19 protein-coding genes and 1 tRNA gene are annotated in these 19,184 nt (G+C 62.0%); 14 read left to right on the plus strand and 6 right to left on the minus strand.

The window, feature by feature from the left end; all coding sequences use genetic code 11:
* Window positions 1–33 precede the first annotated feature (33 nt).
* Window positions 34–1,026: an o-succinylbenzoate synthase gene (locus tag ACWFSR_RS01660; protein ID WP_197110497.1), complete on the minus strand. Its 993-nt coding sequence runs from the start codon at window positions 1,024–1,026 to the stop codon at window positions 34–36.
* A 42-nt stretch (window positions 1,027–1,068) separates the two neighbouring features.
* On the opposite strand from ACWFSR_RS01660, the gene ACWFSR_RS01665 reads away from it, so the two are divergent.
* The 4 genes from ACWFSR_RS01665 to ACWFSR_RS01680 all read left to right on the plus strand — a co-directional run bounded on the left by ACWFSR_RS01665 (window position 1,069) and on the right by ACWFSR_RS01680 (window position 4,698).
* Complete coding sequence (locus ACWFSR_RS01665) at window positions 1,069–1,494, plus strand: 1,4-dihydroxy-6-naphthoate synthase (protein ID WP_197110496.1); 426 nt, start codon at window positions 1,069–1,071, stop codon at window positions 1,492–1,494.
* A gap of 82 nt (window positions 1,495–1,576) precedes the next feature.
* Entirely contained in the window at window positions 1,577–2,560 is a 984-nt protein-coding gene (locus ACWFSR_RS01670; RefSeq protein ID WP_447522904.1) for a 1,4-dihydroxy-2-naphthoyl-CoA synthase, read from the plus strand.
* 17 nt (window positions 2,561–2,577) lie between these two features.
* A complete protein-coding gene (locus ACWFSR_RS01675) occupies window positions 2,578–3,690 on the plus strand; it encodes an AMP-binding protein (RefSeq protein WP_447522905.1) in 1,113 nt (370 codons plus the stop codon).
* Between the two features lie 9 nt (window positions 3,691–3,699).
* Complete coding sequence (locus ACWFSR_RS01680) at window positions 3,700–4,698, plus strand: 1,4-dihydroxy-2-naphthoate polyprenyltransferase (RefSeq protein ID WP_197110494.1); 999 nt, start codon at window positions 3,700–3,702, stop codon at window positions 4,696–4,698.
* On the opposite strand, the gene ACWFSR_RS01685 is transcribed toward ACWFSR_RS01680, so the two are convergent.
* Complete coding sequence (locus ACWFSR_RS01685) at window positions 4,695–5,042, minus strand: DUF4229 domain-containing protein (RefSeq protein WP_447522906.1); 348 nt, start codon at window positions 5,040–5,042, stop codon at window positions 4,695–4,697. The genes ACWFSR_RS01680 and ACWFSR_RS01685 overlap by 4 nt on opposite strands.
* 55 nt (window positions 5,043–5,097) lie before the next feature.
* Between ACWFSR_RS01685 and ACWFSR_RS01690 the strand changes: the two genes are divergently transcribed.
* From ACWFSR_RS01690 to ACWFSR_RS01705, 4 genes are all read left to right on the plus strand, one after another.
* Window positions 5,098–5,430 carry a PLD nuclease N-terminal domain-containing protein gene (locus ACWFSR_RS01690; RefSeq protein ID WP_197108278.1) on the plus strand — a complete coding sequence of 111 codons (333 nt, stop codon included), beginning with the start codon at window positions 5,098–5,100 and terminating at the stop codon, window positions 5,428–5,430.
* A complete protein-coding gene (menD, locus tag ACWFSR_RS01695) occupies window positions 5,411–7,126 on the plus strand; it encodes a 2-succinyl-5-enolpyruvyl-6-hydroxy-3-cyclohexene-1-carboxylic-acid synthase (RefSeq protein WP_197108276.1) in 1,716 nt (571 codons plus the stop codon). The genes ACWFSR_RS01690 and menD overlap by 20 nt, the downstream gene beginning before the upstream one ends.
* A gap of 70 nt (window positions 7,127–7,196) precedes the next feature.
* Window positions 7,197–8,021 (plus strand): polyphosphate kinase 2 family protein, encoded by an 825-nt coding sequence (locus ACWFSR_RS01700; protein WP_197108274.1) that lies wholly within the window; start codon window positions 7,197–7,199, stop codon window positions 8,019–8,021.
* 111 nt (window positions 8,022–8,132) lie between these two features.
* Window positions 8,133–8,777, plus strand: coding sequence for an arsenate reductase ArsC (locus tag ACWFSR_RS01705; RefSeq protein WP_197108272.1), 645 nt, complete (start codon window positions 8,133–8,135; stop codon window positions 8,775–8,777).
* Window positions 8,778–8,827: 50 nt separating this feature from the next.
* Here ACWFSR_RS01705 and ACWFSR_RS01710 read toward each other — a convergent pair whose 3' ends face one another.
* The gene (locus ACWFSR_RS01710; protein WP_197108270.1) at window positions 8,828–10,081 is read right to left on the minus strand and encodes an isochorismate synthase; all 1,254 of its coding nucleotides are present in this window, start codon (window positions 10,079–10,081) and stop codon (window positions 8,828–8,830) included.
* A gap of 127 nt (window positions 10,082–10,208) precedes the next feature.
* Between ACWFSR_RS01710 and ubiE the strand changes: the two genes are divergently transcribed.
* From ubiE to ACWFSR_RS01725, 3 genes are read left to right on the plus strand one after another with little or no spacing between them, the layout of a single operon-like run.
* Window positions 10,209–11,018, plus strand: coding sequence for a bifunctional demethylmenaquinone methyltransferase/2-methoxy-6-polyprenyl-1,4-benzoquinol methylase UbiE (gene ubiE, locus ACWFSR_RS01715; protein WP_307783970.1), 810 nt, complete (start codon window positions 10,209–10,211; stop codon window positions 11,016–11,018).
* A gap of 26 nt (window positions 11,019–11,044) precedes the next feature.
* Window positions 11,045–12,121, plus strand: a complete 1,077-nt coding sequence (locus tag ACWFSR_RS01720) for a polyprenyl synthetase family protein (protein WP_447522907.1) — start codon at window positions 11,045–11,047, stop codon at window positions 12,119–12,121.
* A 56-nt stretch (window positions 12,122–12,177) separates the two neighbouring features.
* The gene (locus tag ACWFSR_RS01725) at window positions 12,178–13,536 is read left to right on the plus strand and encodes an FAD-dependent oxidoreductase (RefSeq protein WP_447522908.1); all 1,359 of its coding nucleotides are present in this window, start codon (window positions 12,178–12,180) and stop codon (window positions 13,534–13,536) included.
* 56 nt (window positions 13,537–13,592) lie between these two features.
* Here the strand turns inward: ACWFSR_RS01725 and cls are convergent, their stop codons facing one another.
* The 3 genes from cls to ACWFSR_RS01740 are packed head-to-tail and all read right to left on the minus strand — an operon-like array spanning window position 13,593 to window position 16,828.
* The gene (cls, locus tag ACWFSR_RS01730) at window positions 13,593–15,068 is read right to left on the minus strand and encodes a cardiolipin synthase (protein ID WP_447522909.1); all 1,476 of its coding nucleotides are present in this window, start codon (window positions 15,066–15,068) and stop codon (window positions 13,593–13,595) included.
* 59 nt (window positions 15,069–15,127) lie between these two features.
* Window positions 15,128–16,327, minus strand: a complete 1,200-nt coding sequence (locus ACWFSR_RS01735) for a cation:proton antiporter (RefSeq protein WP_197108262.1) — start codon at window positions 16,325–16,327, stop codon at window positions 15,128–15,130.
* Window positions 16,328–16,339: 12 nt separating this feature from the next.
* Window positions 16,340–16,828 (minus strand): YajQ family cyclic di-GMP-binding protein, encoded by a 489-nt coding sequence (locus ACWFSR_RS01740; protein WP_197108252.1) that lies wholly within the window; start codon window positions 16,826–16,828, stop codon window positions 16,340–16,342.
* 134 nt (window positions 16,829–16,962) lie between these two features.
* Here ACWFSR_RS01740 and ACWFSR_RS01745 point away from each other — a divergent pair.
* The 3 genes from ACWFSR_RS01745 to ACWFSR_RS01755 all read left to right on the plus strand — a co-directional run bounded on the left by ACWFSR_RS01745 (window position 16,963) and on the right by ACWFSR_RS01755 (window position 19,105).
* Window positions 16,963–17,044, plus strand: a tRNA-Tyr gene (locus ACWFSR_RS01745).
* A gap of 58 nt (window positions 17,045–17,102) precedes the next feature.
* Window positions 17,103–18,218, plus strand: a complete 1,116-nt coding sequence (locus ACWFSR_RS01750; RefSeq protein WP_447522910.1) for an ion transporter — start codon at window positions 17,103–17,105, stop codon at window positions 18,216–18,218.
* Window positions 18,219–18,304: 86 nt separating this feature from the next.
* Entirely contained in the window at window positions 18,305–19,105 is an 801-nt protein-coding gene (locus ACWFSR_RS01755) for an inositol monophosphatase family protein (protein WP_447522911.1), read from the plus strand.
* The last annotated feature ends 79 nt before the right edge of the window (window positions 19,106–19,184 follow it).

Raw genomic sequence — 19,184 nt, forward strand, 5'->3', positions numbered from 1 at the left:
CAACCAGTGATTCCACCCTACTGAGCGTCCGCGTTACTGAGGTGAGTAGTTTTTACCTAGTTCGTGGCAGCGAACGACGCGATCGCGCCACCACTGCGTGCGTTCAGGGTTTGCGGCCCAGCGCGTGAGCAACGCCTCATCGGCCTCGATGCGACGCACTTCGAGGTGGCCGTCGCGAGCGCGCAGGGGAGCGGCGGTGACATCGGCGGCCAGGAGGGATGCCGTGGCAAGTCCACAGTCGTAGTCGAGGGGGTCGATGGCGGCGGCGAGATGCGCGCCCATCGCAAGCCCCACGGAGGTCTCCAGGGCGCTCGAGACCACGACGGGCAGCCCGGCATCCTTCACGATTGTCAGGGCTCGAGAGACGCCTCCCAGCGGCTGAGCTTTGATGACGAGCAGGTCGGCGGCACCCGCCCGAGCAACCGCAAGCGGGTCGGCGGCTTTGCGCACACTCTCGTCAGCCGCCACAGGAATCCCCATGTACGCGATGCGGGTGCGCAGCTCGCCCAGCTCGTCGACGGTCGCGCATGGCTGCTCGACATATTCGAGGTCAAATTTGGCGAGGGCATGCACGGCACGTTCGGCCTCATCGACTGTCCACGCGCCGTTGGCATCAATGCGGATGCGGCCGGTCGGCCCCATGACGCGACGCACTTCGGCGACGCGAGCAATGTCATCCTCAAGGGTCTGATCGGGCTCGGCGACCTTTATCTTGGCGGTGCGGCAACCATGGAAACGTTCGAGAACCGCTTCGACAAGGTCGGCGGGAACAGCGGGCACGGTGGCGTTAACCCAGATGCGGTCGCGCACGAGCGGCGGCATCTCATTCCAGGCGTAGTCAATTGCGGCCAGCAGCCACGGGGTCGCTTCGGCATCGTCGTATTCCACGAATGGTGAGAACTCGCTCCACCCCTGAGGGCCGCGAAAGAGGAGCGCTTCACGCTGATCGATGCCGCGAAAGCGTGAGGTCATGGGCAGAGACACCACGTGCGCGGTGTCGAGAATGTCGTTCACTGAAGGGAACATGTTCCCAGTCTGACAAGTTCCTCTGTCAGTTAGGGTAATTGCGTGACTAATCCGGGGGATATCGAGCGCGTAGCGACCAAAGTCGTACCGTACTACGTCGTGGGCGTCGTCGACGACGAAGAAACTGAGCTGCCCACCGACGGCGAGCAGGAGCCAGCCCCCGACGCCGAAGAGGGTCCGGTTGCGCGGCGATCACGCCCGCGGTGGCTGGGGTTTATTGCCGCAGCACTGGGCATCGCCACGCTTGTGTTGTTCATCATCGCGATGATCGTCTCTGCTGGCGGGGACTACCCGAACGGCACCGCTCTGGCGTATGCCGCAATCGTGGTCTCAATCTCGGCCGCAATTACCGCCATGCTGTGTCTCATTTTCGGCCTGCAGCGCCGCTGGGCAGCCTTTGGGCTTGCCGTCGCTGTTCTCGCAAACCCGCTCATCGTTTTGTACGTGTTCCGCTTCTTCGGCAGCTAAAGGGTTCGTCGCGACGAACGAAAGCCGAACATCCCCGGTTCGGCATCAGCCCGCTCTGCACCCCGATGGTTAGGGTGGAGCCATGGTGCCTGTTTCTGAAATTTTTGACGAGAAGTTGTGGCGATCGGTCGCCGGGTTCGATGACCTCACCGACATCACGTACCACCACGATGTGACGGGCACGATTGCGCGCATTGCGTTCGATCGCCCCGAAGTGCGCAACGCCTTCCGGCCGCACACCGTCGACGAGCTGTATCAAACCCTGGACGACGTTCGCCAGAATCCGCGCATCGGCGTCGTGCTTCTCACCGGCAACGGCCCGAGCGAGAAAGATGGCGGCTGGGCGTTCTGTTCGGGCGGCGATCAGCGCATCCGTGGCCGTGCCGGTTACGAGTACGAAGGCCAAGAGGGGGCTACGAACCCCACGGCGGCCGGTGTTGCCGCTGCGAATGCTGATGCCCAGCTCACTGAAGCAGACGCTGCTGCTGCCGCAGGAAAGCGCCGTGCCGCCGCGGGGCGCCTCCATATTCTCGAAGTGCAGCGCCTCATCCGCTTCATGCCCAAGGTCGTTATCGCTGTCGTGCCCGGTTGGGCAGCGGGCGGAGGCCACTCGCTCCACGTCGTCTGCGATCTGACGATTGCCAGCGCCGAGCATGCCCGCTTCAAGCAGACGGATGTCGACGTCGGTTCGTTCGACGCCGGTTACGGCAGCGCCTACTTCGCTCGCCAAGTCGGCCAAAAGTTTGCGCGTGAAGTGTTCTTCCTCGCCCGCGAGTACGACGCGCAACGTGCCCTCGACGCGGGAGCGATCAACGCTGCCGTGCCCCACGCCGAACTTGAAGCAACCGCCTATGAGTGGGCGCAAACCATCATGACGAAGTCGCCGACCGCGATCCGCATGGTCAAGTTCGCCCTCAACGCGGTTGACGATGGCCTTGTTGGCCAGCAAGTTTTCGCTGGCGAAGCGACCCGCCTCGCCTACGGCACCGACGAAGCTGTCGAAGGCCGCGACTCATTCCTGCAGAAGCGCGAACCCGATTGGTCGCCTTTCCCCTGGCAATACTAGGCAACGGAGCCATAGCAATGACACGAGAACTCTGGTCAATTGACGCGCGCGATCCCCGCAAAGTGTGGGCGGCGCTGAAGCCAGCACTCGATGGAACGGGAGCCGCGATTCTGCCGCACCCGGCCTCCCCCTCTGGACTGCCAGAAACAGTGCCCGCGAACGTTGCGGTGATCGTAGAAACGAGCGGATCGACCGGCCGACCCAAGCGCGTGATGCTGAGTGCTGCCGCGCTGAAGGCGAGTGCTGCGGCATCCGATGAGCTTCTGGGTGGCCCGGGACAGTGGCTTCTTGCTGTGCCTGCGCACTACATCGCCGGAATCAATGTGTTGGCGCGTTCGCACTGTGCGGGCACCGAGCCGGTCATGATGGCGACTCGAGACTTTAGCGCCACCACGTTTATCGAGGCAGCAGCGCAGCTCACGGGGGAGCGGCGCTTTGTGTCGCTCGTGCCCGTGCAGCTGGCGCGACTGCTCGAGTCAGAAGAGGCCGTTGCGGCGCTTTCCACCTTCCAGCGGATTCTGGTCGGCGGCCAGTCGATCCCGGTAGCGTTATTGGCGACGGCCCGCGCTCGCGGTCTTGCCGTATCGACCACCTACGGGTCGAGCGAAACCGGCGGCGGCGCTGTCTGGGACGGCAAGCCGCTGCCCACCGCCCAGGTGCGTCTCGTGGATGACCGCATTGAACTATCTGGCCCCATGCTTGCCGAGGGATACCTTGACGACCCACGCCGCAGTGCCTTCTCCTTCCGCATGCAGGATGGCGTGCGCTGGTACCGCACCGACGACGTCGGTGAACTCGTGGATGGCGTGCTGCGTGTACGCGGTCGCGCCGATGACATGATCATTTCCGGCGGAGTGAAAGTCTCGATCGCGGAGGTTGAGAACGCAGTGCGCTCGTTGCCCGGCCAGGATGCTGCTGTCGTTGTCGCCGCTCCCCACCCCGAGTGGGGTGAAGCCCCCGTGGTGATCACGACGCGGGCGATCGACCTCGACGTGGTGCGTCAATCGGTGTCGGCCCAGCTGGCTTCGGCCGCGGCAGCGCCCGCGCGGATCATGCTGATCGATGAGATTCCGCTGCTGTCGACGGGCAAACCCGACAGACTCGCCTTAGCCACAGTCGTGCTTAAGTAGAATCCCTCCGTGGCCTCTCCTAAAAAGCAACGCATCGACCCCGCAACCGTTTCCGCCTCCGCGGCGAAGAAAAAGGGCGGACGCCCAGGTCCTCGACCGCCGAAAGCACCCAAGATTGCCAAAGCCACCGCGCGCGATTGGATCAGCGGTGCCCGCATCCAAACGTTGCCTTTGGCTTTTGCCCCCGTTGCGCTGGGTACAGCGGCGGCCTACGTGCTTCCTCACGAAGAAGATGGCGCCGGCTGGCACTGGGCCCGCGCACTGCTCTGCCTGATCGTTGCGGTCTCGCTCCAAATCGGCGTCAACTTCGCCAACGACTACTCCGACGGAGTGCGGGGAACGGATGACCACCGCGTTGGTCCTCGTCGCCTCACTGCCTCCGGTGCTGCCCGCCCGCGCACCGTCATCACTGTCGCGTTCGTCTGGTTTGGCATCGCCGCCATCGCCGGACTCATCATCGTCGTGCGAAGCGGACACTGGTGGATGCTCGCCGTCGGTGCTGCGGCCATCATCGCCGCCTACTTCTACACGGGAGGCAAACGCCCCTACGGCTACCTCGGCCTCGGTGAAGTGTTCGTCTTCATCTTCTTCGGCCTCGTCGCGACCGCCGGCACCACGTTCGTGCTCGCCGGCACCGTGAATCTTGAGTCGTGGTTGGCAGCCGTTGCTGTCGGGTTGTTCGCCGTTGCAACGCTCATGGTCAACAACATCCGCGATATCGCCCAAGACAAGATCGCCGGAAAGCGCACCCTGGCCGTGCGGATGGGCAACCTGCCATCGCGCATCTTCTACGTCGTAGCGATGCTCGTGCCGTTCGGCATCTTGGGCGTCTACTCGTTGCTGTACTTCAACGCCTACTTGGTGAACTTCGTACTGCTCGTGGCGCTGCCCGCCTGCGTGATCGTGCTCACCGCAAAAACGCCAGCCGAGCTGATCTTGGCGCTGCGCCTCACCGGGCTTACCGCCCTGTTGTTTGGGCTAGGGCTCGCGGCAGCGATCGTGTTCTAGGCATCGTTGCGAGGCGTAGGCGTCGTGCCCTGCTCGGTGGGTGACGCGCTGGCTTCCGTTTCGGACTCCGTGTCTGCCTCAGCGTCTGCTTCGGCAGCGTCGTAGTCGGCGGCGGCATCCTCAGCGTCACGATCAGGATCGTGGGCGGGGCGTCCGCGACGGGAAGCAAGGTCGAGAGCCACGGCATCCCGCAGCTTGGAGAAAAACACATACGAAATGGCGAATCCCAGAATTGCGGCGATGAGGGCGGCGATCCACGGCTCGACGTTCGCGATCATCAGCACGGTAAAGGCTGCGGCGAAGACTCCGACGCGGAGAAGAGAGTAGGCGATCCAAGGTTTCACGGCAACAGTCTAGGCTCGCAACCCGCGTGCAGACTGCGAGCGGTAGAATGGTGGCATGCCTCGCCTATTGGTCGTCCTCGCTTTCGCGATCGTCGCGGTAGACGTGTTCTCCATTGTGGATGTAATCCTTACCGAACGCAGCCGGGTTCGCGCTATGCCGAAGGTGTTGTGGATCATCGTGATCCTGCTGCTGCCGGTTATCGGAGTGGTGCTCTGGTTCATGCTCGGCAAGGCACGTAGTGCCAATTCTGGCCAGACGCGCACTGTTGCACCCGACGATGATCCTGACTTCTTGCGCAAGATGCGCCGTCAGGAAGAACAAGATGAGCGCATTCGCCGCCTCGAACAGGAACTTGCAGATCTCGACGATGACGATAAGACCAACTAACTCTCCAGCCACCAACTTCTCGGTAGCCCTTCTCGAAGAGTTCGTTCGTCTCGGCGTTCGAGACGTTGTGCTGAGCCCAGGCTCGCGCTCGCAGGCTCTCGCACTGGCGGCTGCCGAATTCGAGAAGCAGGGCTTGTTGCGGTTGCGCGTGCGCATCGATGAGCGCGTTGGTGCCTTCCTCGCCTTGGGTCTTGCCGTCGAAACAGGCTCGCCCGTGCTCGTCGTCACCACCTCTGGCACCGCCGTCGCCAACCTGCACCCTGCCGTTCTTGAAGCGCACCACTCGGCAGTTCCTCTGATCATCATTAGCGCCGACCGCCCCGACTCCTTGCGCGGTATTGGCTCCAACCAGACCACGCAGCAGCCGGGTATTTTTGGCACCGCGGTGCACCAGACGTGGGATGTTGAAGCGCCGACCGGCGCTGATGGTGAGATGGATGCCGCAGCGCAACTCGCTCGCGATGCTGTCGCCGCGGTCAATGGCCCCGTTCACCTCAATCTGTCTTTCGATGATCCGCTGTCTGCGCCCTTCGTGTGGGAACCCGGTGACAGAGATGTCGCCCCCGAACCGGCGGGCACCCGCGAGCCCGTCTTTCCCGATCTCTTCAGCGACCTCGATCCTGTGATTGAAACCACCACGCATCAGTCGCCGGGCGCTCCCACAAATCTCGCCATCTCACCGTCGCCCGCCACCGTCGTTATTGCGGGCACCGGCGCTGGCCCTCGCGCCGAGCAGGTAGCCCGCGAGCTCGGCGCACCGCTCATCGCGGAGGTCGCGAGTGGAGCCCATTTCGGGCCCAACCTCGTGGTCGCCTACCGCGAGCTGCTGAATGCCGCCAACTTCGGTGACCGGGTGGCACGCGTGATCGTGTTCGGGCATCCGACTCTCAGCCGAGAGATTCCCGCGCTCATTCAGCGTCGTGGGGTGCAAACCATTGTGGTGCGGCATCCGTCGGCCGACGATTACAACCCTGGTCGGTGCGTTCGCCTCTTTGTCGATGAGGTTTCGGTCTCGGGCGAAGCCACCGATCGCGCGTGGTTGGGTCGCTGGGTGATGTCGAGCCGCCAGTTGCTCGAAACTGAGAGCATCGCCCCTGACATCGAAGCGGATGCCGGAACCCACGCGAAGTCGGAACTCGCGATCGTGCGCACCCCCGTTGACCGGCGGATGCTCGCCGAAGCCGTCTGGCGTGCCACGTGGCCGCACGATCGTCTCGTCCTTGGCGCGTCACGACTGATCCGCGAGGTCGATCGTGTGGTGCCGGGCAAGAAGATTTCGGTGCACTCCAATCGTGGCCTCGCCGGTATTGACGGCACGATCTCGACCGCTCTCGGAATCGCGCTCGCGAGCCAAGCCGAAGCTGGCAACGAGGGAGTCACCCGTGTGCTTCTTGGTGATCTTGCGATCTTCCACGATGTGGGCGCGCTGATGTTTGGCGTTGGCGAACCTCGACCGCGCATCCAAGTGATTGTCGGCAACGACAACGGCGGCACCATCTTCGACGGCCTCGAGGTGGCGAGCCAGGCTGGCGACAGTTTCGACCGGGTGCTGCTCACGCAACAGAACGCTTCCATCGAGGCGCTCGCTGTCGCGTACGGCTGGCGGTATGTTTCTGCGGCAACGCGCGGAGAACTCGATCAAGCATTGTCTGCACACCCCGAGCCGACCATCATCGAGGTTCCGCTCGGCCGCTAGTGTCGATGCCGTGGCCGCAGTCGCGCCCGGTACCCCTAGCGCTGAGAAGCGTGCCGAGTAGCCTTGAGGCATGAGCACACTCACGCCTGTCACCGCTGATTTCGAGCTTGCCAGCATCGATCCGTCATCCACTCCTGAGTTCGATGGCAACAAGAAGGATGCCGAAAAAGCTCTCGAGAAAAACGGCGAACGTCTCGCTGCGCTTCAAGAGCGGCTCTTCGCCGAGAGCAAGTTCGGTGGCGAGCGCCGCGTTTTGCTCGTGTTGCAGGCGATGGATACCGCGGGCAAGGGTGGCATCCTGCGGCACGTGATTGGCGGGGTTGATCCGCAGGGCGTGCAGATTCATGCCTTCAAGGCACCGACCGATGAGGAGAAGTCACACGACTTCTTGTGGCGCATCCGCAAGGAGCTCCCAGGCCCCGGCTTCATCGGAGTCTTTGACCGCTCGCACTATGAGGACGTGCTGATCCACCGCGTGCGGGGGTTCTCGACGCCTGAGACGGTCGAAGAGCGCTACGGCATCATTCAGGAGTTCGAAAACGAATTGATCGCGCAGGGCACGACGATCATCAAGGTCATGCTGCACATCGGCGCTGACGAGCAGAAAGACCGCCTGCAAGAGCGACTTGATCGCCCCGAGAAGCACTGGAAGTACAACCCGGGCGATGTCGACGAGCGACTGCTGTGGGATGACTATCAAGAGGCTTATGAGATCGCGCTGCGCCGCACGACGACCGAGAACGCTCCCTGGTACGTGATTCCGGCGAACCACAAGTGGTACGCGCGCTGGGCTGTTCAGCAGCTTCTGCTCGAAGCGTTGGAGAGCCTTGACCTGCAGTGGCCGAGCGCCGACTACGACGTCGAGGCTGAGAAAGTGCGACTCGCGAACAGCTAGTCGGCTGGTGCGGGCTGGCCGTTCGTGAACGGAAAATGAATCTGCTCGCTAACACTCGAAAATACATAGACGTTCATCTATGCTTTGAGTGTTCAAGCGAAACGAGGAATCATGCGCACCCCATCTTCTGGTCAACTGCCGCTTACTGACCCCAACGACGTTCTTCGCCGCGGCGCTGAACGTCTTGCGGTGCAGTACGACGGCCTCGTGAGCGAGGAAACCATCGAGCGAGTTCTCTTCGAGTCCTACGCTGCGCTCGCGCGCACCGCGAAAGTTTCGACGCACCTAGCGAGCCTCGCCTACCGCTTTGCGCACGACCGCCTCGCTGCTCTCGCTCAGGCGAAGGGCGTGATTCCGAAGACGGTGCCTGAGGTGCTCTTTGTCTGTGTGCAGAACTCCGGGCGCTCGCAGATGGCCGCAGCGTGGCTTCGCGAGCTCGGCAAGGGGCGCGTTCACGTGCGCTCCGCCGGATCAGAGCCGGGCGCCAGCATCCTGTCTCTCGTCGTCGATGCGATGGCAGAAGAGGGCATCGCCCTCACCGACGACTTTCCCAAACCGCTCACCGACGACGTCGTGCGTGCTGCGGATGCCGTGATCACGATGGGCTGCGGCGACGCCTGCCCGATTTACCCGGGCAAGCGCTACCTCGATTGGCAGCTCACTGACCCTGCCGACCTCGACATCGACGGAGTTCGACGGGTGCGCGATGAGATCCGCGCACGTGTGGAAGAACTACTGCGCGAGATCGCGCCCTAGCTGCCGGCGACGGCAACAGAGGAGGCGGCAGCGGCGGCTTGCCCTCGTCGCTACCCGAAAGCTTCGACGATGGGGCGGAACTTCAGTTCGGTCTCGGCGAGTTCCTTCTTGGCGTCAGAGCCCGCCACGATTCCCGCTCCGGCGTAGGCCGTGATGCGCGTGCCGGTCACTTGGGCGCAGCGCAACGCAACAGCCCATTCGCCGTTGCCGTGGGCATCCACCCAGCCAACCGGGCCGGCGTAGCGTCCGCGATCGAAGCCTTCGAGTTCATCGATGATGCGGATGGCATCGGGCGTTGGGGTGCCTGCGACGGCCGCGGTCGGATGCAGAATCTCGATCAGGTCGAGCGCACTCGCGTGCTCCCGGAGCCGGCCATCGATGTCAGTCGCGAGGTGCCACAGGTTGGGCAGCTGAAGCGTGAAGGGTGCGGATGCCGCATGCAGTTCACTGCTGAGCGGTGCGAGGGCATCCATGACGCTGGCAAGCGCGAGCGCATGTTCTTTCTGATCTTTGGGGGAGTTCATGAGGCTTCCGGCGGCTCGCCCGTCGGAGATGCGGTCTCCGCCGCGCGCGGCACTGCCGGCAAGCACGCGGGCGCTGACGGCACCGTTGTGCACTCGCACGAGCGTTTCGGGGCTCGATCCGATGAGGCCGTCGACGGCAAACGTAAAGGTGTCGGGGTAGCGCGCAGCAAGGGCGCTGAGGGGGATGCGCAGATCGGCGTTCTCGGGCAGGTCAGCGTGTTGGTCCCGCGCGATAACGATCTTGGCTGCCGCACCGTGGGAGATTTCGCGCAGGGCCGCTTTGACGGTCTTGGTGAAGCCTTTTGCGCTCATCTCACCGGGGGTGAAAACGATGTGCACGGGGTCCCCGGCGGCTTCTCGAGGGTCAGCGGGAAGGCCATCGGAGGTGACAGGCAGGCCGCTGGCTTCTCCGGCGGTAATGGTGGTGACCCACTGGATGCCGTCGCGGCTCCCGACAACAATGCGGGGAACGATCAGCACACTCACGGCATCCGAAGAATCGGCGAACGCGAAGCTGCCGAGGGCGATCAGGCCGGTGCCAGCGCGCTTCACGCTGTCGTGGATGATTGCGGTGCGCGAGAGTTCGTTCCAGGCGGCCGCGGCGTCGGTGAATCGGGTGGCACCTCGGAACTCGAGTCGCAGCAATTCGCCAATACCAACAAGGCCTTCGCCGTCGCGAATGAAGCCGAGAGGATGCTGCGGGGTGATCCAGTCGAGTAGTCGATCGACGGCTGCGGTTGGGCGCGTAACACTGCTCAGGACGGCATGGGTGCTAGCCATGGCACCTTCTCCGATTCTGCCCGTGACCGGACGGCTTTTGCCCCAACAATGTCTCCCAAGTATCAGAGTACCTGTCAGTTGCGGGCAGGAAAGTGAGCATCCGCTCTGAGCGCCCTAGACTAGTGATGTGGGTAAGGCTGACATGAACAAGCGACCGGAAGACGTAGCCGGAATGTTCGATGGTGTCGCAAAACACTACGACCGCACAAATAACGTCCTTTCCGCCGGCAATGCGGTGCTGTGGCGCGCTGCAACAGTGCGAGCGGTGGCCCCAGAAGCGGGCGAACGCATCCTCGATATTGCGGCTGGCACGGGCACAAGCTCGGCAGCTTTGCACCGCAACGGTGCCCGCGTTGTCGGTCTCGATTTTTCGACCGGGATGGTCGAACAGGCCCGCAAGCGTCACAAGAAGATCGAGTTCATTCAGGGCGACGCTCAGCAGTTGCCGTTTGGCGACAATGAGTTCGACGCCGTCACGATCAGCTTCGGTCTGCGCAACATCAACGATCCGCGCGCAGCGCTGTCGGAGATGTACCGCGTTCTTAAGCCGGGTGGCCGTCTGGTGATCACCGAGTTCTCCAAGCCTCCCGTCGCGATTGTTCGTGCCGGATACTTCACCTACTTGAACCGTGTCATGCCGATCATTGCTGATCGTTCAAGCTCGAACCCTGAGGCATACACCTACCTCGCCGAGTCGATTCGCGAGTGGCCAGACCAGGGCGAACTCAGCCAGTGGATTCGGGCTGCCGGGTTCACTCGCGTCGCGTACCGCAATCTCACCGCAGGCATCGTTGCCATGCACCGTGGCCACAAGCCTGTTGATGAAACAGTGCTGGCCTCCGTCGCTAAGCGCAAGGGCAATGCCACTCGTCCGATCAAGACGATCACTATGCCCAAGACGCCCAAGACCTCTTCTGACAGCACACCGAAGCCGTAGCGCTTCGCAAAAGAAACCGGTTGATAGTGAACCCGAGTGTTCCGTCTGCTCGCCGCAGCAACACCCTGAGCTCCTCACTGGGCTTGGGCGAGAAGCTCTTTGCCTCAAGCGATGAGCGTCGTTTTGCTGCCGCGATTGAGGAAGGTCTCGACCAGGTCGAGGCCGGCCTCTTGGCCCACATGGCCTTCGCTGACGACGTTGCGGATGCCACGAGTCGCTACTTGCTCGAAGCGGGCGGCAAGCGCGTGCGTCCGGTGCTTGCACTGCTCACGGCTCAGCTCGGTGAGGGCAATAACGCTGAGGTGGTGACGGCGGCTCAAGCCGTAGAGATCACTCACCTCGCGTCGCTCTACCACGACGATGTCATGGACGAAGCGCAGTTGCGCCGTGGAGTTCCGAGCGCGCAAAACGTGTGGGGCAACTCGGTCGCGATCCTCACGGGCGACCTGTTGTTCGCGCGGGCGAGCAAGCTTGTCGCGGGTCTCGGCGAAGAGGCCCTGATGTTGCAAGCGAACACGTTCGAACGGTTGTGCCTCGGCCAATTGCACGAAACTCTGGGCCCGAAGCCGGGCGAGAACCCTGTTGAGCACTACTTGCAGGTACTGGCCGACAAGACGGGGTCGCTCATTGCGACCGCCGCCGAGGTTGGCGTGATGTTCTCGAATGCGCCGGTGGAGTACACGAAGCCGGTTCGCGAGTTCGGCGAAAAGGTCGGCATCGCCTTCCAGCTCATCGATGACGTGATTGATCTGTCTGATGAGACCGGCAAGACGGGCAAGCAGGCGGGAACCGATCTGCGCAGTGGCGTTGCCACGCTGCCGCTGCTGTACTTGCGCGAGCTCGCCGTCACCAACAGCGATGCTGCCGAGTTGTTGACCCGCATTGAGCGCGACGTGAATGCCAACTTCTATGGTGAAGGCGACGACGAAGCTCTCGATGCTGCCGTGACCGAGCTCCGCCAGCATCCCGTCACGAAGAAAACGTTGGACGAAGCCCGTCGTTGGGGTCGCGAAGCTGTTGACGCTCTTGCGCCGCTGCCCGATGGTCCCGTCAAGAAGGCACTCACGCGCTTCGCCGAAAACGTCGTCGAACGCTCGAACTAACTACTCCATACTCGCCCGCGCCCCGGGCGCCCCGAGATGAACGGAAACGACAACTGATGAGCAAACTGCGACTCGCCATTGTTGGTGCTGGCCCCGCCGGAATCTATGCTGCCGACATCCTGCTGAAGGCGGAGCGACAGTTCGAAGTGTCGATCGACCTGTTCGAGCAACTGCCGGCACCGTACGGTCTTGTTCGCTACGGTGTTGCGCCCGATCATCCGCGCATTAAAGGCATCGTGAATGCGCTGCGCGACGTGCTCGACACCGGCAACATCCGCCTCTTCGGCAATGTCACGTACGGTCGCGACATCACGCTCGACGACCTCAAGAAGCACTACAACGCCGTGATCTTCTCCACCGGTGCTGTGCGGGATGCCCCGCTGCCGATTCCCGGAATCGAGCTGCCAGGTAGCCACGGTGCCGCCGACTTCGTCAGCTGGTACGACGGTCACCCCGACGTTCCGCGCGAGTGGACCCTCGACGCGAAAGAGACCGCCGTCATCGGCAATGGAAACGTCGCCCTTGACGTCGCCAGAATGCTCGCTAAGCACCCGGATGACCTGCTGCCGACAGAGATCCCCGCCAACGTCTACGAGGGCCTTAAATCGAGCCCCGTGACCGACGTGCACGTCTTCGGCCGCCGTGGACCGATGCAAGTGAAGTTCACGCCGCTCGAACTGCGCGAACTCGGCGAACTCAACGACGTCGACCTCGTCGTCTACGAAGAAGACTTCGACTACGACGCTGCCTCGAAAGCGGCCATCGAATCCAACAAACAGATCATGGTGCTCGACCGCATCTTCACGAAGTGGCGTGGCGAAGAAAAGGGCACGGCATCCCGCCGCTTGCACTTGCACTTCTATGCTGGCCCCGTTGAGGTGCTCGGCACCGATCGCGTTGAAGGCTTCCGTTACGAACGTACGAAGCCCGATGGTGAAGGCGGAGTGGTCGGCACCGGCGAGTTCCGTGAGGTTGCGGTTCAGAGCCTGTATCGCGCTGTTGGCTACTTTGGATCGCCGCTCGACGGCATCCCGTTCGACGACCGCCGTGGTGTGATCCCCAACCGTGAGGGTCAAGTCATCGACGACAACGACGAACAGGTCAATGGCGTTTATGCGACCGGGTGGATCAAGCGTGGGCCAGTCGGTCTCATCGGCCACACCAAGTCTGACGCGATGGAAACCATCAGCCACGTCATGAATGATCAGGCCAACTGGTGGGCTCCCGAGCATCCCGATGAGCAGTCGGTCATCGACCTCCTCACGAGCCGTGGTGTCGAGTACACGAACCTGCAGGGGTGGCAATCGCTGGATGCCCACGAGATCGCTCTCGGTGAGCCTGAGGGCCGCGCGCGCATCAAGCTCGTCGACCGCGACGAGATGATTGCGGCATCCAGAGCCACTGACTCGGAATAGCAGTTCAAGGCCGATCGCCCACGGAAAGCCGAATGCGGCGCGACGTGCCGCTGTCGTTACTGAACGGCGGCGGTGAGCCGCGCGAGGTTATCGAGCACCTTTGACCGTCGTGGTCGTTCCATCCACTCCTCAAGGGTGAGTTCGCGGCTGACACCGCGATACTCGGACTCGAGCTCGCGCATCTCAGCGATGAACTCCGGCCCGCGAACCATCACCGAGATTTCAAGGTTGAGGCTGAACGAGCGCATGTCCATGTTGCTCGAGCCAATCACCGCGACTTGATCGTCGATGGTGAAGTGCTTGGCGTGCAGCACCGTTGGGGTGGGGTAGAGCCAGATTCTTACCCCGGCACGAAGCAGCGTCTCGTAGTAGCTGCGTTGCGCGTGATAAACCAAAGCCTGGTCGCCCACCTCCGAGACGAAGAGCTGCACATCGAGACCGCTCTGCGCGGCAGTAGTGATGGCGTAGAGCATCGAATCGTCGGGCACAAAGTACGGGCTCGTGATGATCACGCGCTCTTGAGCGGCATAGAGCAACGAGTTGAACAGCCGCAGGTTGTTCTCTCCCTCAAAGCCAGGGCCGCTCGGCACAACCTGAGCATCGAGGCTCGTTGTGGTTGCGGTGGGAGGTGCCAGCGACGCCTCACGCACTAAGAGTTCGTTCGTTTCGCTGTACCAGTCGGTGATGAAGAGTGCATGGATTCCCGCAACGATCGGTCCCTCAAAACGCACCATGAGGTCTTTCCACTGCAGCCCGCGCTTTTTGTTCACACGCTTGTTGTAGGTGGAATCGACCATGTTCTGAGAACCCGTGAACGCAAGCTTGTTGTCGATGACGAGCAGCTTGCGGTGATTGCGCAGATCGGGGCGCTGGAACTTCCACTTGAGCGGCTGGAGGGGGAGCATGACCTCCCACTGCAATCCGATTTTCTTGAGGCGACGGATGGTGGTGAGGTATCCGGGAGCGCGAAGCGATGCCAGATGATCGAGCAGAACGCGCACCCGAACACCGCGGTTGTGGGCGGCTTCCAACGCGTCAAAGAATGGCGCAGTGGTGGGGTCGAGACTCAGAATGTAGAACTCAACATGAACGTAGTTGTTGGCATCGTTGACCGCTGCAGTCATCGCCTCCAACGATTCTTGATAGTCGGAGTAGAGCGTTGCAGAGTTGCCGCCCACGAGAGGCATCGCGCCAAGCGTGCGATTGAGCTCCACCACGGGAGCAAGCCAGAGCGGCCATGGTTGATCCTGTTTGACCTGGTCCATGCCCTCCGTGGACTCGAGGATGAACTGGTTGATTTCGGACTGCTTATCGCGTCGCCCCTTGGGGAGCTTGCGGCTGCCGAAAATCAAGAACAACAGGATGCCGACATAGGGAATGAAGAAGATAGCCAGCAGCCACGCCATGGCGGTTTGCGGTCGGCGATTGCGAGGAACGTAGATGAGCGACAGCACCCGAATCGCGAAGTCGAGAAGCACAAGAAAGGCAGCTAATACCGCTGTAAAGCTGAAGTCGATGCCGCTCAGGTCCATGGGCGAAGTCTACCGAGTTCTCGCCAGTAACCGACTGCCTGGTCGCGGCGACGCGGCGGCTACCAGCGCGGGGGAGGGCCCTGCCAAGCGGGGGTCTCATCGGGCGTGACGAACGATCGAGCCACCACGACATCCGTTGACGAATGGGCGACGATCGACATCGCAATCGTGAGCGCCACGATGTGGAAAATAAGGTCGCCAGCCGGGATGTCGGCCGAGACCACGACGAGCACGTACACGACCGACGCGAACCCCTTGGGCCCGAACCACATGGCGGCAACCTGTTCACGCATGGAGAGGCCGGAGCCGAGGAACGAGAAGTACAACGCGATCGGGCGAGCAGCGATCAGTGCGAGCACGGCGAAGAGCCAGCCCGTCCACGCGATTTCGCCCAAGAACTTGAACGACAAGAGAGCGCCAAAGACCATGAGCGCCAAGAGTTTCAGAAGCTCGGAAATGATCTCGCCGAACTCCTCGAAGGCTTCGCGCTCCTTTTGCCCCACCGTTGCCACCATCACGCCAGCGGCAAACGCAGCCAAGAAGAGGTTCGCGTGGGTATAGCTCGCCAGCGCGAACACCAAGAGGCCGATAGCAATCGGCACGATCGGCTCGAAGACGCCGGCAGCAGCAAACAGCCGAGTGTGGAGGGCCTTGATGACGATCCACGGCACCGCAATACCGATGGCGGTGCCCGCGAGAAGTTCTATTCCCAGCTCGCCCAAGTGCAAATCTTCTGAGCCCGAGCTGACAGCCAAGAACACGACCACAAAGGGCAGCGCCAAACCGTCGTTGACGCCCGACTCCACATTCAGCAGCTGACGCAACCGCTCCGGCACCTGTTTGTTGCCGACAAGGGCGGCCGCGAACACCGGGTCTGTGGGGGCAAGGATCGCGCCGATCAGTAACGCTTCAGGCCAATCCAGCCCCAGCATGAAATGCGCCAATACCGCTGTGATGCCGAGAGTGAGAGGCAACCCCCACCCGAGAGCGCGACCGGGAAGTCGCCACGCCTTGCGCAAGTCACCCCAGCCCATCTTCATGCCATCCGTGAAGAGCACTACAAAGAGTGCGATCTCGGCGATTGTCGAGACCTCGGTCGACGACGAATCGATATCGAGGATGCCCGTTGTCTCCGAGCCGATCACAAAGCCGACAACCAAAAACAGCACAGCGGCCGACAGTACCGTTCGCCCCGCGAGCGCAGAGAACAGCACCGCAACCAGCAGAGTCGCAGCAAAGATCAGCAGGAAAACATCCATGCTGGGGGAGTCTTAGCGGAAGTTCACAAACTGGAGAGCGACTTCGATGTCTTTGCCCTTCAGCAGTGCCATCGTGGCCTGAAGGTCGTCGCGGCTCTTCGACTGCACGCGCAGTTCGTCGCCCTGAATCTGCGATTTGACGCTCTTAGGAGCTTCGTCGCGGATGATCTTCGAAATCTTCTTGGCGTCTTCTGACGAGATGCCGTTCTTGAGGCTGATCTCGATGCGGTATTCCTTGCCGCTGGGGAAAGGCTCGCCGGCGTCGAGGCTGCGCAGCGAGATGCCGCGCTTGATGAACTTGGCCTCGAGCACCTCGAGAACCGCTTTCACGCGCTCTTCAGCGCTTGCCTTGAGGAGGAGGCTTTCGCCAGTCCACTCCACCGAGGCGCCTACGCCCTTGAAGTCGTAACGCTGAGCAAGCTCTTTTTGCGCCTGGTTGACGGCGTTTTCCGCCTCCATTTGGTCAACTTTGCTCACAATGTCAAACGAAGAATCAGCCATGCGCCCATGCTACCCGCGGTCGGCCGAGAACTCCCACCGACCAGTTTTCGGGAAGTGGTCACGTGAAGCCCAGATTCCTTGTATTCTGGTTCAGCGCGTTCGGTCAGATGAATACATGTGGCCGGAGGCGTCTCGGCGAGTTACCCAAGTGGCCAAAGGGATCTGACTGTAAATCAGACTGCATCGCATTCGAGGGTTCGAATCCCCCACTCGCCACCGAGATACCGAAAGGCCCCGCGCGCACAGTGTGGGGCCTTTCGTGAATAATAGGCGCGTGACTCTAACTTCTTCTCCCGAGAGCCCGTCTTTTCGTCATCGGTTAGCGCAGTTCGTTGACTCAGCCCCAGTGCAGAACTTCGTTCTCGCCGTCATCATCGTGAACGCCGTGGTGATTGCCCTCGCTACCGCGGCTGAGGAGGGAACGACCACCTACAGCGTGCTTCATGCCCTCGACAGCATTGCGCTCGTGGTGTTCGTTATTGAGCTGCTGCTCAAGCTCGTGTCCTACGGTCCGAAGCGCTTCTTCACCGACGGCTGGACCGTTTTCGACTTCATCGTTGTTGCGATCGCCCTTGTTCCGAGTTCTGGGCCGCTTTCGGTGCTGCGGGCATTGCGCGTGCTGCGAATCCTGCGCGTCGTGAAGTTCCTGCCTCAAGTGCGGATGGTCGTGGAAGCGTTGCTGCGCTCATTCCCCGGCATCGGCGCCATCGCACTGTTGATGTCCCTCGTCTTCTTCGTCGCATCCGTCATGTCAACAGAACTGTTCGGCGATGCGTTCCCCGAATGGTTCGGAGACATTGGAAAGTCGACCTACTCGCTCTTTCAGATCATGACGCTGGAAAGCTGGTCGATGGGAATCGTTCGCCCCATCATGGAAGTGATGCCGCTAGCGTGGCTCTTCTTCGTGCCGTTCATCCTGATCGCCGCCTTCATCACGCTCAACCTTTTTATTGCCGTCATCGTCGACACCATGCAATCGCTGCGCGTGGAGCGCGAAGAGGCAGCAGGTGCTGAGGCGGGAAAAGAGAGTCCGCGCCTGGCCTTGGAACTGGACGACGACGAGCTCGCCCTGCTATCCACCGGCCTAGCTCGGTTGTCGGCGACAGACTCTGCTCCGCACGAAGTTCTTCAGGTGTGGGGGATCGAAACTTCCGCAGCGTTGAAAGAGGAAGCGCAGCGACTGCACGAGGCGCTCGCCGGGGACAAAGAGCTCTCGCACGCAGACTGGGCGCGAACATTGTTCGCTGCCGATATGGCACTGATTAGGGGGCTCTCTGATGGGGCTGCTGAACAGCGCGCCGCCGACGATCAGGCTGCCCTCGCTCTCTCTCGTTCCATTCGCGCTCGGATCAATGCGCACGGTGCGCTGACTTCACCTGCGATCGGATGACATCTCGCCGCTTGTAGGTGCGGTGCTGTTGCCGGGGCCCCAATGGTGCGGGTCTCGCATCCTCCGCTGAGCCCTAGGCTTAAGTCATGCCTCATGACGAACTCCTCGACCTTGCCCGCAGCGTTGCCACGCAGGCGGCAGAGCTCGCCGCTCGGCGCCGCATCGAAGGTGTCGCCGTTGCCGATCGCAAGACATCGTCGGTGGATGTCGTGACCTTCGCCGACCGCGAAAGCGAAGAACTCATCCGCAGCCTGATCGCCGCCGCGCGCCCCAACGATGGATTCTTGGGCGAAGAAGGCGAAGCGAATACGGGCACGAGCGGACTGACCTGGGTTGTTGATCCCATTGACGGCACCGTGAACTACCTCTACGGCATCCCGCACTACGCCATCAGCGTTGCCGTTGTCGAAGGCGACCCCGACCCTTCGACCTGGCGCTCGCTCGCCGGGGCTGTCGTGAATCTCGGCGCTCAGGAGACCTATACCGCCACGGCCGGCGGCGGTGCGTTCCTCAACGGCGAACGACTTCAGGTGGCCGAAGCAGTAGACCTCTCGCAGGCTTTGGTAGCGACCGGGTTCTCCTATTTGCAAGAGCTGCGAGTGAAACAAGGGCGAGTGGTTGCAGGACTGCTTCCCCAGGTTCGCGACATTCGCAGAATGGGCACCGCATCCTTGGACCTCTGCATGGTGGCATCGGGGCGCGTGAATGCGTACTACGAAGAAAGCCTGAACCCGTGGGACCATGCGGCCGGGGCGCTCATTGCCCGCGAGGCCGGCGCTACGGTGAAAGGCCGGGGAACGCAGGCTGAAGGCAAGGACTTTATCTTGGCTGCGGAACCAGCAGTTGCCCAGAAACTTGAGGCAGTATTAATGCAGCTAGACGCGTGAACTAGACCACTTTAAAAAGGTGTGGCAACTAGACCACTTGCGCGCTAGCCTTTATGAATCTGTTACCTGCGTGCAACCC

This window comes from Salinibacterium sp. NYA9b (assembly GCF_976973725.1).

Coding starts and splice junctions, on each gene's coding strand:
- ACWFSR_RS01670 (WP_447522904.1), top strand. CDS start 1,577: ATGGTGCCTGTTTCTGAAATTTTTGACGAGAAGTTGTGGCGATCGGTC.
- ACWFSR_RS01710 (WP_197108270.1), bottom strand. CDS start 10,081: ATGGCTAGCACCCATGCCGTCCTGAGCAGTGTTACGCGCCCAACCGCA.
- ACWFSR_RS01705 (WP_197108272.1), top strand. CDS start 8,133: ATGCGCACCCCATCTTCTGGTCAACTGCCGCTTACTGACCCCAACGAC.
- ACWFSR_RS01755 (WP_447522911.1), top strand. CDS start 18,305: ATGCCTCATGACGAACTCCTCGACCTTGCCCGCAGCGTTGCCACGCAG.
- ACWFSR_RS01690 (WP_197108278.1), top strand. CDS start 5,098: ATGCCTCGCCTATTGGTCGTCCTCGCTTTCGCGATCGTCGCGGTAGAC.
- menD (WP_197108276.1), top strand. CDS start 5,411: ATGACGATAAGACCAACTAACTCTCCAGCCACCAACTTCTCGGTAGCC.
- ACWFSR_RS01740 (WP_197108252.1), bottom strand. CDS start 16,828: ATGGCTGATTCTTCGTTTGACATTGTGAGCAAAGTTGACCAAATGGAG.
- ACWFSR_RS01735 (WP_197108262.1), bottom strand. CDS start 16,327: ATGGATGTTTTCCTGCTGATCTTTGCTGCGACTCTGCTGGTTGCGGTG.
- ACWFSR_RS01700 (WP_197108274.1), top strand. CDS start 7,197: ATGAGCACACTCACGCCTGTCACCGCTGATTTCGAGCTTGCCAGCATC.
- ACWFSR_RS01660 (WP_197110497.1), bottom strand. CDS start 1,026: ATGTTCCCTTCAGTGAACGACATTCTCGACACCGCGCACGTGGTGTCT.
- ACWFSR_RS01675 (WP_447522905.1), top strand. CDS start 2,578: ATGACACGAGAACTCTGGTCAATTGACGCGCGCGATCCCCGCAAAGTG.
- ACWFSR_RS01725 (WP_447522908.1), top strand. CDS start 12,178: ATGAGCAAACTGCGACTCGCCATTGTTGGTGCTGGCCCCGCCGGAATC.
- cls (WP_447522909.1), bottom strand. CDS start 15,068: ATGGACCTGAGCGGCATCGACTTCAGCTTTACAGCGGTATTAGCTGCC.